This is a genomic window from Exiguobacterium acetylicum (genome assembly GCF_022170825.1).
In the GTDB taxonomy this organism is placed as follows: Bacteria; Bacillota; Bacilli; order Exiguobacteriales; family Exiguobacteriaceae; genus Exiguobacterium_A; species Exiguobacterium_A acetylicum_B.
Map to the genome: position 1 here is coordinate 236878 of NZ_CP081878.1, position 16721 is coordinate 253598.

Here is a 16721-nt window from a genome sequence, read left to right on the forward strand (position 1 = left end):
CCTACTCGCGATGGAGTAGGCGTAGGTATCAAAACGAGTTCATCGTTTTGTCGTTTGTGTTTTGTTTAGCTTCGATAATGCTTGCTCATAGCGATCCAGTACGCGATCTGCAACCGGTTTCAGCTCTTTTGAAAGCACAGCGAATTGCAATTCACGCGATCGTGTTGATCGGTTCATAGCATTCCCCATGGTAATTCCTCCTTACGTAATCAACCTACTAGTTTATAGTCTGTTTTGTAGCCGCAAGGAGTATATTCCCATGAGATATTTCTATCAAACGTCATTCAACACATTAAAGTGCAAAATGAGTATTTAATTGTTCACTTTCAAGACGGTTCCCGATGAAGAACTCACCGAACTCGCCGTATTTCGCGCTGACTTCGTCAAAACGCATTTCGTAGACGATTTTTTTGAACTGAAGAATGTCGTCTGAGAAGAGCGTGACACCCCATTCCCAATCGTCAAATCCAGTTGATCCGCCGATGATTTGCTGAATTTTCCCAGCATAACTCCGACCGATCATTCCGTGGCGATACATCAGTTCTTTTCGTTTTTCCATCGAGAGCGTATACCAGTTGTCACCATCACGACGCGACTTGCTCATCGGGTAGAAGCAGATGTGCTTCGCTTGCGGCAAGATCGGATAGAGACGGTCACGAACATATGGATTCTCGTATGGGTTTCCTTCGCCTGAACCACGGTACGTACCGAGTTCGACGACAGAAACGTAAGAATACGTCGGGATCAAGTAATCGTATAGATCGAGTTTCTGCATCTTAACTTCGACGTCTTGGATTTGTTCCATTGTTGGACGAAGGACCATCAAGACGAGATCGGCTTTTTGACCAATGATCGTATAAAGCGCATGACTACCGTCTTTAGCTTCTTCGACCCCAGAAAGCTCTGCGAGGAAGGCTTGGAACTCTTCGATCATGCGTGTGCGGTCTGTTGCATCGACTTGTTTCAAGCGTGACCAGTCGATCCGGCGGAAATCATGTAATGTATACCAGCCGTCGAGTGTTTCAGCGGCTTGTTGCGTAGCAGTCGGTTCAGATGTTTGGTGTTGCATGGAATGACCTCCTGAGTCTGAAATAAATTGTTTTTTCCATATCCTATCTTATCACATTCTAGTGATAGGCTTCGTTCTAAAAGGTCTTTGTCCATGAAGTCGTAACACATGAAAAAAGCAGAGAGTGGGTAAAAGGGGAAGGGGACATTATTTTACTTCGAAACAGTCTCTGTACCATTCTTGAAAATGACTGTAATAGTCAGTGAATATGGCTTCAGTGCTTTTGTTAGATAACTTTTTTGCAAATTGTTTTAACAACGATTGAGAACTGTGTATAATAAACGGTGGAAAAGAAAATGGATCAAATCGACGACGTCGTGTTTACCTAAAAAGGAGAGAAACTCATGCAATTATTCGATATGTTAGAACAAAAGATTAAAGCGCACCAACCGAAAATCGTCTTCCCAGAAGGAATTGACGCACGTGTTCTTGGCGCAGCTGTCCGTTTGAAGAAAGATGGTCTCGTCACACCAATCGTCATCGGACCACGCGTACAAATCGAAGAAACAGCAACAGCGAACGGAATCGATGTCACTGGACTCGATACGATCGATCCGGCTTCTTACGCTGGCATTGATGAGCTCGTCGCATCATTCGTCGAGCGTCGTAAAGGGAAAGCAACAGAAGAACAAGCACGTGCTGTCATCTTAAAAGACGTGAACACGTTCGGTACGATGCTCGTTCACACAGGACAAGCAGAAGGTCTCGTCTCTGGTGCAATGCACGCAACAGGCGATACTGTTCGCCCGGCACTTCAAATCATCAAAATGCAAGAAGGCTATAAAAAAACGTCAGGCGTGTTCATCATGGTACGTGACGATGAGCAATACGTCTTCGCGGACTGCGCGATCAACATCGCACCAGATGCAAACGATCTAGCAGAGAACGCAATCGCTTCTGCGAAAACAGCGAAAACATTCGGTATCGATCCGAAAGTCGCATTGCTCAGCTTCTCGACAAAAGGTTCAGCAAAATCACCAGAGACAGAGCGTGTCGTTGAAGCAACACGCATCGCTAAAGAACGTGCACCAGAACTTGCAATCGATGGCGAACTCCAATTCGATGCAGCATTTGTTCCAAGTGTCGCAAAATCAAAAGCACCAGAATCAGATGTCGCAGGTCAAGCGAACGTCTTTATCTTCCCAAGTCTTGAAGCAGGAAACATCGGCTACAAAATCGCACAACGTCTTGGTGGATTCGAAGCAATCGGTCCGATCCTTCAAGGTTTGAACAAACCGGTCAACGATCTTTCACGCGGTTGTAACGAAGAAGATGTCTACAAACTCGCGATCATCACGGCAGCGCAAGCGGTCGAAGAACGCCAAGCCTAAGCACGGAATGAAAAAGTCTTTACTTTTTCTCTAAACCCCGTACAATGGTACACATCACGAAAATCACGAAACGTAAACGTATAGCAACGCTCGTATAATAGTGGGAATTGGCCCACGAGTCTCTACCGGATCGCCGTAACGGTCCGACTACGGGTGGTGAGTTACTGCTCTCTTTTTTGGCGTACAGTGGCTGCCCCCGGGTAGCGGCTGTACGTTTTTTCGTTTTTGAAAGAGGAGAATGCATGTATGAAACGTCTACACGACATGATTAATCAAGAGGGAATCGTATTATCGGATCAAGTATTGAAAGTGGATGCCTTTTTAAATCACCAGGTGGACCCGACCTTGATGTGGGAAATCGCCTATGAATTCATGGAACGTTTTCAAGAGGCGGGTATCACGCGGATTCTGACAATCGAAGCGGGTGGTATTGCCCCGGCAATGATGACAGCGCTCCGTTTAGGGGTACCGATGGTCTATGCTCGTAAGACGAAATCCGTCACACTGAACGAAGGAACGATTTCAGCCGAAGTCTTCTCGTTTACGAAACAGCAGACGAGTACGATTACGGTTGCGGAGAAATACTTACAACCGGGCGAACGTGTTTTAATCATCGATGATTTCCTTGCGAATGGGGAAGCGGCATTCGGTCTCGCGCGTCTCGTTGAACAGGCAGGCGCAGAAGTCGCTGGTTTTGGAATCGTCATTGAAAAGTCGTTCCAACCGGGACGTCAAAAGCTCATCGACGCTGGATTCCGTGTCGAGTCACTCGCTCGTGTGGAGTCATTGAAAGACGGAAAAGCGACATTCGTCGACTCGGTGACCGTATGAGACTGTCGAACTTCAAAGCAGCCAGTCTCGGACTTCAGCATGTTCTTGCGATGTACACGGGAGCGGCTGTTGTTCCACTGATCGTCGGGAGTGCGATCGGATTGTCGGGAGAAGAATTGGCTTATTTAGTTGCGATTGATCTCTTCATGTGTGGGGTTGCGACCTTATTACAAGTGCTCGTCACGAAATATACAGGTGTTGGTCTCCCAGTTGTTCTCGGCTGTACCTTTACAGCGGTCGGTCCGATGATTGCGATTGGAAGCCTTCAAGGCATTACAGCAATTTATGGGGCATTGATTGCCAGTGGTCTCATCATTCTTGTTATCTCGGGCTGGTTTAGTAAGATTGCAGTCTTGTTCCCGCCAGTCGTCCTAGGTTCAGTCGTGACGATCATCGGTATTTCGTTGATTCCGGCTGCGATCAACGACATCGGAGGCGGACAGGGAGCAAAAGACTTTGGTGACTTACGTTATCTAGGACTTGCCGGGTTAACGATCGTCTTGATTTTGATTTTGAATCGCTACGGTACTGTTTTCTCAAAAGCAGCAGCTGTCTTGATTGCTGTGATGATCAGTACACTCGTTGCGTTTGGCATGGGGATGATTGACTTTACTCCCGTTGCAGAAGCATCATGGTTCCAAATGGTGACGCCGTTCTATTTCGGTGTTCCGACATTTAATGCAACTGCCATCTTGACGATGACGCTCGTTGGTCTTGTCTCAATGGTCGAATCGACGGGCGTCTTCTTAACACTTGGTGAGATTACGGATCGTCGTTTGACGGATAAGGATTTAGCACGTGGGTACCGGGCAGAGGGTGTCGCGACGATCGTTGGCGGTATCTTCAATAGTTTCCCGTATACGACGTACAGCCAAAACGTCGGTTTAGTTCAGTTGACGGGCGTGAAGACACGTAAGGTCATTCTGTTTGCTGGTGGATTCTTAATCTTGCTCGGTTTCTTACCGAAAGTCGCGACGTTTACGACGTTGATTCCAAAACCTGTTTTGGGTGGAGCGATGTTGATCATGTTCGGAACGGTCGCAGCAAGCGGGATTCGCATTTTGTCGCGTGTGGATTTTTCAAAGAACGAACACGTCATCACAGTGGCACTTGCCCTCGGAATCGGTTTAGGAATCAGCATGAATCCTGAGATCGTAGCAGGTCTCCCGTCACAAATCCGTGTCTTGACGGATAGTCCGATCGTCGCGGGTTCTCTGACGGCGTTATTGTTAAATGGGATCTTCCGCTTGACCGGTAAGTCGGAGTCAGTAGACGCGCCACTTGCTAAAGTTGATTAACAATTGTAACTTTCCGAAAGGAGCCGTCCTGTATACTACTTAGTAGCAGGAGGTTCCTTTTTTTATACTGCTAACGTAATCAGAATATTCCGAGTATGTGTATTAGGCGATAAATATTATATGAAAACGTTTACAAATTCGACACATCTTATTTATACTGACAACGTAGCGGTACGGGGAACTGCTAAGAAACAAACAGAGACGGGAAGGACGTCGTAAAAATGAAACAACAGACAGAGTTGAATCGGGGACTGGAAGAACGTCATATTACATTGATGTCACTGGGGGCGGCAATCGGTGTTGGACTCTTCCTCGGATCGGCAAAAGCGATCCAACTGGCAGGTCCAGGGATCTTACTTGGTTATCTGATCGGTGGTATCATCATCTTCATCATCATGCGAGCACTTGGGGAGCTTGCGGTGCGAGAACCGGTGGCCGGTAGTTTTGCGGAGTATGCCCGGAAGTATGTCAGTCCATTAGCTGGCTTTTTAACAGGTTGGAATTATTGGTTACTCTGGATTTTTACGTGTATGGCGGAAATCACAGCAGTCGGTATTTACATGAAAGTATGGTTCCCGGATTCCCAGGGGTGGGTATGGGCGCTAGCGGCACTTGTATTGATGACGAGCATCAACTTCATTGCTGTTAAATTTTATGGTGAATTCGAATTTTGGTTTGCGTTGATTAAAATCGTCGCGATCGTCGCCATGATCATCTTAGGGACCTTGACGATCGTCATTGGTCTTGGAAACGGTGGCACACCGGTTGGGATTTCGAACCTGTGGTCACATGGTGGATTCTTGCCGAACGGATTCGGTGGAGTACTCCTTGCCATGCAGATGGTCATGTTTGCCTTCTTAGGAATTGAAGTGATTGGGGTCACAGCAGGGGAAGCGAAGAACCCGAAGAAAACGATTCGAAAGGCCGTTAACAACGTCTTCCTTCGGATTTTAGTATTCTACATCGGAGCACTCTTCGTCATTTTATCGATTTATCCGTGGGATCAAGTCGGTGCGAACAACAGTAGTCCGTTCGTATTACTATTTCAATCGCTCGGTATTCCGGCAGCAGCCGGTATCATCAACTTTGTTGTCTTAACGGCAGCACTCTCGTCATGCAACTCGGGTATCTTTTCGACAGCCCGGATGATGATGAACTTATCAGAGAACAGTGAAGCACCTCGTCGTTTCTCGAAAATCTCGAAAAACGGTGTTCCAGCACTTGCGACTATCTTGTCAGGCATCGCATTGCTCGTCGGTGTTGCCTTGAACTACTTCTTACCGGAAGATGTCTTTGCAATCGTGACGAGTATCGCAACGTTCGGTGCTGTCTGGACGTGGGCAATGATTTTAATCGCACAAATGCGGGCGCGGAAAGTACATGGTTCAGCAGAATTCGCTGTCCCATTCTTCCCAGTTGCGAATTATATCGCACTCGCAGCACTTGCTGGTGTTATCGTCTTGATGGCATTCGATGCAAGTACACGGATCGCTCTGGTCGTTGGACCACTTTGGTACGCGATTCTGATTGCTGTCTATTATGCACGGGGAATGCATAAGGAGACACGTCAATCAACGCGTCAAGCATCTGGAGAATAATGAAACGGGCGGATCTGCATGCGGATCCGTCTTTTTTCGTCGCCTTGTATCGAACGGTTTCGTTTTGTTTTAACGACAGATTTGCTACACTTACGACAGCAACATACAGGAGGTCACGAGATGAAAACCATTCATGTAGATGAGTTACAAGAACGATTAGAGGCAGGCGAGGCGTTGCATGTCGTCGATGTACGCGAGCAGGATGAATACGATGCAGGACATATTCCGAACGTCCGCTTCCTTCCGATGTCTGAGATCGGTGAACGCTATACAGAACTTCAAGAAGGCGAAACGTATTACTTGATCTGTAAAGCAGGAGCACGTAGCGAAAACGTTGGTCGTTTTCTCGAGCAGTATGGATATGATATCGTCAACGTTGAAGGCGGTATGATGAACTGGAAGGGCGATCAAGAGGCCTAAGCGTAAGCGTTACCAAGTAAGACGACTCCAAGCGAGTCGTCTTTTTTATGTGAACCAATGAACGAATATCATTTTTTCTATGAATATTTTTCGTTATTCTTCCGATAAAGAAGGTAGAATAGCGAGTCCTTGCACTCGAGAATGGAGTGACACATGGAACAAAAGATTAAACGAACGATGAGTATCAAACAAAAATTAATCCTGACATCAATTTTGCTGTTAGTAATTCCAGCGCTCGTCATCGGATTCGTCGCCTACAATCAGGCGAAACAAACGATGACGGAACAAATCCTGCAATCGGCACACGGTGGCGTCGATCGGATGAACGACGAGATTCAGAACATTATTGATCCGATGCGACGCGATGTCGCCTTTTTTGCGGACCGAATTGACGGTACGCTTTATCAACAAGGGAAACCGAATGCTGCGTTAAAGGAAAAAATGACGGAATACCTCGATATGCATCCGCAAGCTGCGAATATCTACTTCGCGACGACAGAAGGGGATATGAATATTTTCCCGGAACAAGTCATGCCAGATAATTATGATCCGCGCGAGCGCTCGTGGTATCAATCGGCAGAAGCGGCTGGTGGGAAGGTTGTCATCACTGATCCGTATGTCGATGCTGCCTCGAACAAGATGATGGTCACGCTCTCGCAAACGACGGGTAACGGAAAAGGCGTCGTTGCGATTGATGTCGATGTCGACCGCATCGCAGAAATCGCGAAAAAGATTAAAATTGGCAAAGAGGGTTATGTGACGATTCTCGATTCGAATAAAAAGTTCGTTACGCACCCGACGTTAAAACCAGGTGAAAAGGCAACGGGGAACTGGGTAGCACCACTCTATGCTGACCCAGCTGGACAATTTTCGTACGAATTCGAAAATGAAGGTAAGCAGATGGACTTCATGACGAATGACCTGACGAAGTGGAAAGTGGCGGGAACGCTGTACGATCATGAAATTACGGATGCGACGTCGAGCATTCTTTGGACGACGCTTGCTGTCATTGGCGGAATGTTACTCATTGCAGCGGTCTTCATCTTCTTCATTCTTCGCTCGATCCTTCGCCCGCTCGGTCATTTGACGCGTGGCGCAGAACGGATTCAGTCTGGGGATTTAACGGAACCCGTCATCGTGGAATCAAACGATGAAGTGGGGCAAGTGGCGCAAAGCTTTAATGTCATGGTCGACTCACTCCGCTCAATCATCATCAATCTCGATCAGTCGATCACACAAGTGGCCGGCTCGTCGCAGGAATTGATGGCGAACTCTGCCCAAACGACATCCGCTTCTGAGCAGATTGCGGGATCGATTCAACAGGTCGCAGCAGGGGCAGATCAATCGAAACGTCAACTCGATGCGAACGCCGTCTCACTCCAATCGATTACAGCCGGCATCATGCGAATCGCTGAGAGTTCAACGGATGTCTCAGAATTGTCACGTTCAACGGCAACAGAAGCTGAAAACGGAACGGTCGCTGTACTGCAGAACGTTGAGCAGATGAAAGAAATCGATGCTTCGGTTCAGAACTTCGGCGGTGTCATTAGTTCACTCGCCCATCGTTCGAATGAAATCGGAAAAATCGTCGATGTCATTAACGGTATCGCTGAGCAAACCAACTTGTTAGCACTGAACGCGGCGATCGAAGCGGCACGCGCAGGCGAAAATGGAAAAGGATTTGCTGTCGTCGCGAGTGAAGTGCGTAAATTAGCAGAGCAATCACAGGATTCAACGAAACAGATTGCGCAATTGATTCAAAACATTAAACAGGAGACGGATCAGTCGGTCACAATGATGAAGGAAGTCTCAGGACAGACGAAAGCCGGTTTGTCGACGACAGAAGCATCAGCAGAGCGTTTCCAGAAGATTCTCGAACGAACGCAGGAAATGACGCCACGGATCGAAGACGTGACGGCGACTGTCGAAGAAATCGCAGCAAACGTCCAAGAAGTATCTGCGTCGGCGACGGAAATTGCACATATCGCGCAAGAGAATTCGTCCGCGTCGAAACAAGTCGCAGCGACGACGGAAGAACAGTTGAGTGCGATGGAAGAGATTTCGCAATCAGCAAAAGCATTATCCGATATGGCAGAGGAATTACAGGTACTCGTTGCCCGTTTCCGTGTTTAAACAATCGATTACTCAGAGCAAGGAAGCCTGTCTTCCTTGCTTTTTTTGTCTGTCACCATTCTGTGACGAATTGAACAAACAACTTGAAATCCCTGTGAATCCGGGCTTGAGACGGCACTAAAACGGGAATTTAATAAGTATCTAACACTTCGAAGGAGGTGGGGACGGTGAAGCAGTTACGCAAGTTGAGCGAGTGGAGCGAAGCAGGTCTTTTAGATGAAGCGACTGTCGAACGAATCGTTGATTATGAGAACCATCGTAAGGAAAAGCAACGTCTACCGCTCTTGTTAATCGTAGGAGGGACATTCGTCGCATTGGCTGTGTTCAGCTTTTTAGCCGCCAATTGGCAAGCGATGCCGATTGGCTGGAAAATCGGACTTGTCGTAGCACTCATGTGGGGCTGTTACGTCATGGGAGATCTCTCAGAACGTCGTCGTATTCTTCATCCGGTTGTCTTTCGAGTCGGCGGAATCCTAGCATTTGGCGCATCGATTCTCGTCGTGGTTCAAAGTTTTCACTTGCCGATGGAAGGATCGTTACTCGGATGGTGTGTGTTTGTCGCTGCGTTAGCACATTATGTGCTTTGGCGCCATGAAGCATACGGTGTCGTCGCTTTCCTTTCCGGATGGACGATCTTCACGAGTCTTGGTGGTTTTGGTCAGGAGCAGGCGAGTTATCTCGACTGGACATCATTCGGTCTGATGGTCGTGTTGTCGTTCAGTTGGTTTTACTTCAGTCAACGTCTGCCGTCACTTCTGTTTAGCTGGTTGTTCCTTTTCTTTAGTGGTCTATCCTTATTTCTCCTTATGTCGTATGACGGATTTCTGTGGCCGGTCTGGACGCTATTTTTGCTCGTTCCAGTGCTCTGGCTTGTTCGTGAGGAGTCCAACCGACGAATCGTCGAGATGATCTACCTGGTCGTCGCTGGCATCAGTTCGATTATCTATCTGTCCGTTCGTGCGGAATCGAATGCTGTATTGCCATCCGTGACAGAGGCGATTCTACTAGCAATCGTATCTCTCGGGTTAGGAATCTTCCTCTATCAAAAACGTCGTTCCTTATTGTTCATCGTACCGCTTGGTTTCGTCGGCGTTCTTTGGCTTGATGAACAGGCCATTCTACTCGCTATCCTCTTTGAATTATCCGCGCTACTTTATCTGTTATATCAAGAACGCCGTCATGCAGTCGTCTGGCCAGCCTTTATCTATTTTATTCTCGTTCAAATCGCGATATACGTCATCTATGCGTGGGATCGGTTGAATATGTCCTTATTTTTCCTCATCGGTGCGTTACTCATCTTCCTATTGTCTGGTGTCTTATGGTGGATACGCCGTAGAGGAGGTGTGGCATCATGAAACGTTATCTCATGCCTATACTTCAGACATGTGTCGTTAGTCTGTTGATCATCAGTTTTTTTGCGACCTCCTGGTTCGGCACATCGTATCGCTTTCGGGCAGAGCCGTTTGATCCATTTGATCCCGTTTACGGTGAGTACGTGATGCTTCAATATCCAGATTTAAAACCAGATGCAACAGTTCAAAACGGTCGTGTCTACGTCAGCTTCAAGACAGATGCTTCCGGTTATGCTCAAATCGATCGAATTTCGAATGAGCGATTCTTTGGAAGTGTCGCCGGCGATTATTACGATCAATACGTGTCGATTCCACAGTTGACGCAGTATTATGTCGAACAGGGAAGCGGAAAACAATATGAAAAAGCAAAAGCACTCGAAGTCCGAGCAGATGTGTCGCCATGGGGAACGATTCGGACGACGGATTTAAAAATTTCTGAGTAAAAAACCTTGCGTCAGGAATGAAACGGATGTACGATTAATTTAAATTTTCAGACAACTGAATCTGCATGCGTAGACGGGAAGAGTAAAGTGATCAGAAATCGATAGAGAGTCTCTGTTGCTGGAAATGAGACGATTTCGTCATTTGAAGATGGTCTCGGAGCAGTCGGAAGAACGTGAACCGTGTTCATTAGTAGAACCGACCGGTAGGAAGGATACCGTTAGCATTCCATGGAGTCTCGTACTCCTAGAGGTGGCTGAACGTGAGTTGGGCCATGAACGAAGGTGGTACCACGTGATCAGACATCACGTCCTGAGAGATAAGGGCGTGGTGTCTTTTTTGTGGAGACGTTCCCGCAGGAGGAGGATGACGAGATGGCAGAAGCATTAGTATTGCAATCAGACTTTGGTGTGAGTGACGGGGCAGTCAGTGCGATGTATGGGGTTGCCCATAGCATCAATCCGGAGATTCGGATTTTTGATTTGACGCACGATATTCCGCCGTTTCACATTTGGGAAGCGTCCTATCGGTTACTACAGACGGTACCGTACTGGACAGAGCAAACGGTGTTTGTTTCTGTCGTTGATCCAGGTGTCGGATCGAGTCGAAAAAGTGTCGTCGCGCGGACGCATGCGAATCAATACATCATCACACCGGATAACGGAACGTTGACGCATCTTTGGCAAGCCGGATACATTGCTGAAGTGAGGCAACTCGATGATCGACGGCATCGCTTACCGCGAATGGGGGAATCGTATACGTTTCACGGAAGAGATATCTTTGCTTTCACGGGTGCTCGGTTATCGAGTCATGTCATCACATTCGAGGAGGTAGGACCCGTTTTACCTGATTCGGGCATCGTCTTGCTCGACCGGACACTTGCCTCGTCGTCGGACACCGGTGTTACCGGTATCGTCGAGATTCTCGATGTTCGCTTCGGAAATGTCTGGACGAATATTCCGGTCGCTCTCGTCCGTCAGGCGGGTCTCGACATCGGTAGCCACGTCAAGGTAATGATTTCGTACCGGGAACGGATCGTCTACGAACAAACACTACTCTTTGGTCACTCGTTCGCCGATGTTCCAGTTGGTTCAGGAGTCGTCTACATCAACTCGCTGGATCAGATTGCTCTTGCCTTGAATCAAGGTTCGTTTGCGCATGCATTTGAGGTTGGAATCGGAAATGATTGGAGTGTTAACGTACAACAAATCAAAGGAGGAGATCGAACATGAAAGGATTTACGACAAAACAGATCGTCGCAACCGGGATCGGAGCAGCTGTATTCATCATTTTAAGTCGATTCGCTGCGATTCCGACGGGCGTACCGAACACGTCAATCGAGACAGCCTATGCCTTTCTCGCATTCATGGCAGTTTTGTTCGGACCAGTCACAGCTGGTTTGATTGGTTTAATCGGTCATGGATTAAAAGATGCGATTTTATATGGTTCCCCGTGGTGGAGTTGGGTCATCGTATCCGGGTTCGTCGGTTTTGGCATCGGACTCATCGCTAACCGGATTCGTTTAGAAGAAGGTGGATTGACGACACGTAAAATCGTCTTATTCAATGCCACACAAGCCATCGTTCAAGCGATCGGATGGATCATCCTTGCACCGGTACTCGATATCTTGATTTATGCAGAGCCAGCGAATAAAGTCTTCGTCCAAGGTGCTGTTGCCGCGACATCAAATATCTTGACGGTCGGCGTCATCGGCACGTTATTGCTCGTCACATATGCCAAAACAAGAAGTAAAGCAGGCAGCTTAAAACGCGAAGCTTGACCGAATGAGCTATGATCCTGTGCGAAGAGACGGCAGGGACATAGCTCATTTAGCTTGGGGGGAGAAGAACATGACAAACGTGATTGAATTTCAGGAATTTTCATTTACATATCGGAGTCAGTCGGAACCGACGCTTCGCCAGATTCAGTTAACGATTCAAGCAGGCGAACGGATCTTAATCGTCGGACCGTCGGGTTCAGGGAAAAGTACGCTAGCCCAGTGCATCAATGGGTTGATTCCGTTCTCGTATCCGGGAACGTGGGAAGGTCAGGTCCTGATCAAAGGTCAGGACGCGCGGGAGTTATCGTTGTTTGATCGTTCGTTGCATATTGGTACGGTGTTACAAGATCCGGATGCACAATTCGTTGGCTTATCGGTCGGTGAGGATATTGCCTTTGCGCTCGAAAATAAACAGACAGGGCGCCCGGAAATGCAGGAGATCGTCGAACGCGTCGCACGGATGACAGATGTTGAGACACTACTGCAATCACGATTGAATGATTTATCAGGAGGACAGCGACAACGGGCTGCATTAGCGGGGGTCCTTGTCGAAGATGCGGATATCTTGTTATTTGATGAACCACTCGCGAATCTCGATCCGGTCGCGGGGCAAGAGGCGATGATGTTAATGGATCGTTTGCAGCGTGATACGAATCGCACGTTGATCGTCGTCGAACACCGGATCGAAGATGTACTCGTCATTCCGTTTGACCGCATCATTGTCATGGTCGATGGGGAAATCATTGCCGACGATCATCCGGATGTTATCTTAAGCAATGGAGTACTTCAACAAGCGATTTTGCGGGAACCGCTCTATGTCAGTGCCGCGCGCTGGTCTGGTATGACTGTCCAATCTTCAGACCAGCCTAGCCGCATCGATCCCTTTTTAAAACGGTTCAACCAGACGAATGTGTTAGAGCGTTTAGAGGAAGTACCTCCAAAAGGAGTTGAAACATCTACTCCATTGCTTGAACTTGAGCAGTTGGCATTTCATTATCGCCAAGAAACGCCAGTGCTCGAGAATGTGACAGCGACTTTTCAAAAGGGAACGCTGACGACAATCGTCGGTCAGAATGGTGCCGGAAAATCCACGCTTGCGAAAGTGTTGAGTGGTTATCAACGAGCAACGAGTGGCCGAATCTTACTGAACGGAAATGATATCACGACCCAATCGATCGGAGAGCGGGCAGGGACGATTGGATTCGTCCTACAAAATCCGAATCATATGATTTCAAAGCACCTCGTGCAGGAAGAGATTCGCTACGGCATGCAGGCACTCGGATTAAGTGAGACGGAAGAAAACGAGCGTCTCGAGCAGACGTTACGTCGCTGCGGATTATATCCGTTTCGTAATTGGCCGATCCAAGCACTGAGTTTTGGTCAGAAGAAACGAGTGACAATCGCTTCGATTCTCGTCCGACGACCAGATATTTTGATTCTCGATGAACCAACAGCCGGTCAAGATTACCGGCATTACTCAGATATGATGGACTTTTTGGAAGGCTTGAAACAGGACGGGATGACGTTACTCATCATTACACACGACATGCATCTCGTCTTAGAATACAGCGATCAAGTCTGTCTCGTTCAAGCCGGTCGCATTCGTTACGCTGGAACGTCATTTGGACTGCTCAATCAAGAACAGTTGCTTCATCATGCGCATTTAAAACAAACGTCGCTCTTTACGATTGCGAAGCATCTCGAAGTCGATCCGGAACGATTCGTCGAGTCCGTGATTACGACGGAACGAAAGGAGCGAGAACAATGGCTGTAGAAATGCTTGGTTATATTGAAAAAGCCTCACCGATTCATCGTTTGACGGGAACGACGAAATTGATTGGCTTCCTGTTATTTACGACGGCAACGATGTTCACTTATGACACACGGGTCTTGCTTGTACTGGGGTTAGTCAGTATCGTGTTATTCCGATTGTCGCGTATTCAGTTTCGGGAAGTCCGGTTCGTCTTAATCTTTACAGCGATTTTTGTCCTGGTCAATGCGCTCGCCGTTTATCTCTTTGAACCAGAGCAGGGTGTAGCAATCTACGGATCGCGTCATGTGTTACTTGAAGGGATTGGACGATTTACGGTGACGTCAGAACAATTATTTTATCTGTTCAATCTAATCCTAAAATATAGTGTGATTGTTCCGATTGCTGTGTTGTTTCTCGTCACGACCCATCCGACAGAGTTTGCTTCTTCCTTGAATCGGATTGGTATACCCTATAAGATCGCCTTTGCAGTTTCCTTAGCGCTTCGTTACATTCCAGACGTACAAGCGGATTTTCGGACGATCGCGAATGCCCAAGAAGCACGAGGAATTGCCGTCTCACACGGCTCCCTTTGGCAACGGGCACGTAATAGCATCCAGATTTTACTTCCGTTACTGTTTACGAGTCTCGAGCGGATTGAAACGGTTAGCAATGCGATGGATCTCCGTGGATTTGGTGCGGGACGAAAGCGAACGTGGTACAACCAACAGACGATGACACGAATCGATTATGTTGCCATCAGTTGTGTAGTACTTTTGACGATTTTCTCGTTCATTGTCACCTTTCATGATGGCAATCGCTTTTATAATCCGTTTTAAAACGTTATACGAAAAAGGCAGTGGATGCGTCCACTGCCTTTTGTCATATGACCAATCCGCTTACGCAGACCGTTTTTGATTTTCCCAACGTGGTGAGTTCAATAGTTCAATCCATTTCTTAACGGCTGAGATCGTGATGACGATTGCAAGGAGTCCCATTGTTACAGACAAGACAGTGTTTAAGATACTGAACCCTGGAGAATCTGGATTCGCATAAACGTTTGCCACCATCCAGATGTCAGCGAACGTTACCGTAACCAAGAGGTAGACGAGCGGGATGAACGTCGTCAGTGCATAGACTTTTTTATCGGCGATTTTCAAGATGATCGTCGTACCGATGATTAAGCCGATCGAAGCCATCAGCTGATTCGAGACACCGAACAGGGCCCAAATTGAACCGATGTCGCCCGAGAACAAGAGATAGCCCCAGAAGAACGTCCCGAGTGCTGAAGCGAAGATGGCACCTGGAATCCAGTCGATACGCTTCAATGGTTTGTAGAACTCGCCGAAGAAATCTTGAATCAAGTAACGGGCGACACGTGTTCCTGCATCGATTGCAGTTAGAATGAAGACCGCTTCGAACAGAATGACGAATTGGAAGAAGAAACCGGCAATCTCTTTAAACCACGGGATGGCGCGGAAGATGAACGTCATACCGACCGCGAGTGAGACGGCACCACCTGTTCGACCGGCAAGGTCGAGTCCGATTTCACGAGATAAATCATCCAAGTAGACCGTGCTCATACCAAGCGTCGCGAATACTTCTGGTGTTGAGTTGATGGCGAAGTAATCACCGACTTCAAGCGATGTCGCAGCGATCAATGCCATGACGGCAACGAGACACTCGACAAGCATGGCACCAAAAGCAACCGGTTTGATGTCACTCCAACGATTGATCATCTTCGGTGTCGTACCAGAACCTACGAAAGCGTGGAAACCAGAAATCGCACCACAGGCAATCGTGATCGAGATGAACGGCCAGACTGGACCAGCAATAATTGGACCGCCACCATCAACGAACTTCGTAAACGCTGGAAAACGAATATCCGGATTGATGATGAAGACACCGACGATCAAGGCAAGGAAAACACCGATCTTCATGAAGCTAGATAAATAATCGCGCGGTGCGAGTAAGAGCCAAACTGGCAATGCAGCAGCGAAGAATGCATAAATCGGTAAAGCGATCGCGAGCTGGCGAGACGAGAGGTCGAACCAGTCACCGATGAATGTTTCCGTCAACTGAGGACCAAAACCAATCGCAGCTAAGATGAGTAAAAAACCAACTGTTGAAGCAAGGGCTAGATTACCACCTTTACGTAAGTAAATCCCAACGAACATCGCAATCGGAATCGTCGAGAAAACGGCGAATGTGCCCCAAGGGTTATGTTCAAGTGCGTGCAAGACGACCATCGATAGACCAGCCATTGTGATCGTGATGATGAAGAGCATCGCAAGACCGGCACAAAAACCAGCGACTGGTCCCAGCTCTTTTTTAGCGACTTCAGACAGCGACTGACCATCTTGGCGCATTGAGGCAAACAGAACGACCATATCATGGACCGCTCCACCGATGACGGCACCGATCAAGAGCCACAGTAAGCCAGGGAGATAACCGAACTGAGCAGCAAGGACAGGTCCGACGAGTGGACCGGCAGCAGCGATTGCCGCAAAGTGGTGTCCGAATGAGACCCATTTGTTCGTTGGGACGTAATCTTTTCCGTCCGCTAGTTTGTGAGCAGGTGTTTCACGATCATCTTTGATTTTTAAGACTTTCGCGGCCATGAACGTACCATAGAGACGATATGCAATTAATAAGATACAGATGACAGCAATAACGATGGGAGTAGCGCTCATCTAAAATTCCTCCTCTTGAATGAAC

At 47.7% G+C, this 16721-nt stretch carries 15 protein-coding genes and 1 riboswitch; of the genes, 12 read left to right on the forward strand and 3 right to left on the reverse strand.

What is annotated here, in order from left to right:
- Window positions 1–39 precede the first annotated feature (39 nt).
- Both K6T22_RS01345 and hemQ read right to left on the reverse strand, forming a co-directional pair.
- Window positions 40–189 (reverse strand): hypothetical protein, encoded by a 150-nt coding sequence (locus K6T22_RS01345; RefSeq protein WP_023466754.1) that lies wholly within the window; start codon window positions 187–189, stop codon window positions 40–42.
- Between the two features lie 103 nt (window positions 190–292).
- Window positions 293–1069: a hydrogen peroxide-dependent heme synthase gene (gene hemQ / locus K6T22_RS01350; RefSeq protein ID WP_238238504.1), complete on the reverse strand. Its 777-nt coding sequence runs from the start codon at window positions 1067–1069 to the stop codon at window positions 293–295.
- Window positions 1070–1413: 344 nt separating this feature from the next.
- Here hemQ and pta point away from each other — a divergent pair, with 344 nt between their 5' ends.
- The 12 genes from pta to K6T22_RS01410 all read left to right on the forward strand — a co-directional run bounded on the left by pta (window position 1414) and on the right by K6T22_RS01410 (window position 14842).
- Complete coding sequence (gene pta, locus K6T22_RS01355) at window positions 1414–2400, forward strand: phosphate acetyltransferase (RefSeq protein WP_053452419.1); 987 nt, start codon at window positions 1414–1416, stop codon at window positions 2398–2400.
- Window positions 2401–2470: 70 nt separating this feature from the next.
- Window positions 2471–2570, forward strand: a riboswitch (purine riboswitch).
- A 76-nt stretch (window positions 2571–2646) separates the two neighbouring features.
- Window positions 2647–3231, forward strand: coding sequence for a xanthine phosphoribosyltransferase (locus tag K6T22_RS01360; protein WP_238238505.1), 585 nt, complete (start codon window positions 2647–2649; stop codon window positions 3229–3231).
- Window positions 3228–4529 (forward strand): nucleobase:cation symporter-2 family protein, encoded by a 1302-nt coding sequence (locus K6T22_RS01365; RefSeq protein WP_238238507.1) that lies wholly within the window; start codon window positions 3228–3230, stop codon window positions 4527–4529. Before K6T22_RS01360 ends, K6T22_RS01365 begins: the two co-directional genes overlap by 4 nt.
- 221 nt (window positions 4530–4750) lie before the next feature.
- Window positions 4751–6127: an amino acid permease gene (locus K6T22_RS01370; RefSeq protein WP_238238508.1), complete on the forward strand. Its 1377-nt coding sequence runs from the start codon at window positions 4751–4753 to the stop codon at window positions 6125–6127.
- Window positions 6128–6247: 120 nt separating this feature from the next.
- Window positions 6248–6547, forward strand: a complete 300-nt coding sequence (locus K6T22_RS01375) for a rhodanese-like domain-containing protein (RefSeq protein WP_023466762.1) — start codon at window positions 6248–6250, stop codon at window positions 6545–6547.
- A 153-nt stretch (window positions 6548–6700) separates the two neighbouring features.
- The gene (locus K6T22_RS01380; protein ID WP_238238510.1) at window positions 6701–8680 is read left to right on the forward strand and encodes a methyl-accepting chemotaxis protein; all 1980 of its coding nucleotides are present in this window, start codon (window positions 6701–6703) and stop codon (window positions 8678–8680) included.
- A 167-nt stretch (window positions 8681–8847) separates the two neighbouring features.
- Complete coding sequence (locus K6T22_RS01385) at window positions 8848–10035, forward strand: DUF2157 domain-containing protein (RefSeq protein WP_238238511.1); 1188 nt, start codon at window positions 8848–8850, stop codon at window positions 10033–10035.
- Complete coding sequence (locus tag K6T22_RS01390; protein ID WP_053452427.1) at window positions 10032–10475, forward strand: GDYXXLXY domain-containing protein; 444 nt, start codon at window positions 10032–10034, stop codon at window positions 10473–10475. Before K6T22_RS01385 ends, K6T22_RS01390 begins: the two co-directional genes overlap by 4 nt.
- 372 nt (window positions 10476–10847) lie before the next feature.
- Window positions 10848–11705, forward strand: coding sequence for an SAM hydrolase/SAM-dependent halogenase family protein (locus K6T22_RS01395; RefSeq protein ID WP_238238512.1), 858 nt, complete (start codon window positions 10848–10850; stop codon window positions 11703–11705).
- On the forward strand, window positions 11702–12253 hold the full coding sequence (locus K6T22_RS01400; RefSeq protein ID WP_238238513.1) for an ECF-type riboflavin transporter substrate-binding protein: 552 nt from the start codon (window positions 11702–11704) through the stop codon (window positions 12251–12253). Before K6T22_RS01395 ends, K6T22_RS01400 begins: the two co-directional genes overlap by 4 nt.
- Before the next feature lie 70 nt (window positions 12254–12323).
- Window positions 12324–14027, forward strand: a complete 1704-nt coding sequence (locus K6T22_RS01405; RefSeq protein WP_238238514.1) for an energy-coupling factor transporter ATPase — start codon at window positions 12324–12326, stop codon at window positions 14025–14027.
- On the forward strand, window positions 14018–14842 hold the full coding sequence (locus K6T22_RS01410) for an energy-coupling factor transporter transmembrane component T family protein (protein WP_238238515.1): 825 nt from the start codon (window positions 14018–14020) through the stop codon (window positions 14840–14842). The genes K6T22_RS01405 and K6T22_RS01410 overlap by 10 nt, the downstream gene beginning before the upstream one ends.
- 60 nt (window positions 14843–14902) lie before the next feature.
- Here the strand turns inward: K6T22_RS01410 and K6T22_RS01415 are convergent, their stop codons facing one another.
- Window positions 14903–16696: a carbon starvation CstA family protein gene (locus K6T22_RS01415; protein WP_238238516.1), complete on the reverse strand. Its 1794-nt coding sequence runs from the start codon at window positions 16694–16696 to the stop codon at window positions 14903–14905.
- Window positions 16697–16721 lie beyond the last annotated feature (25 nt).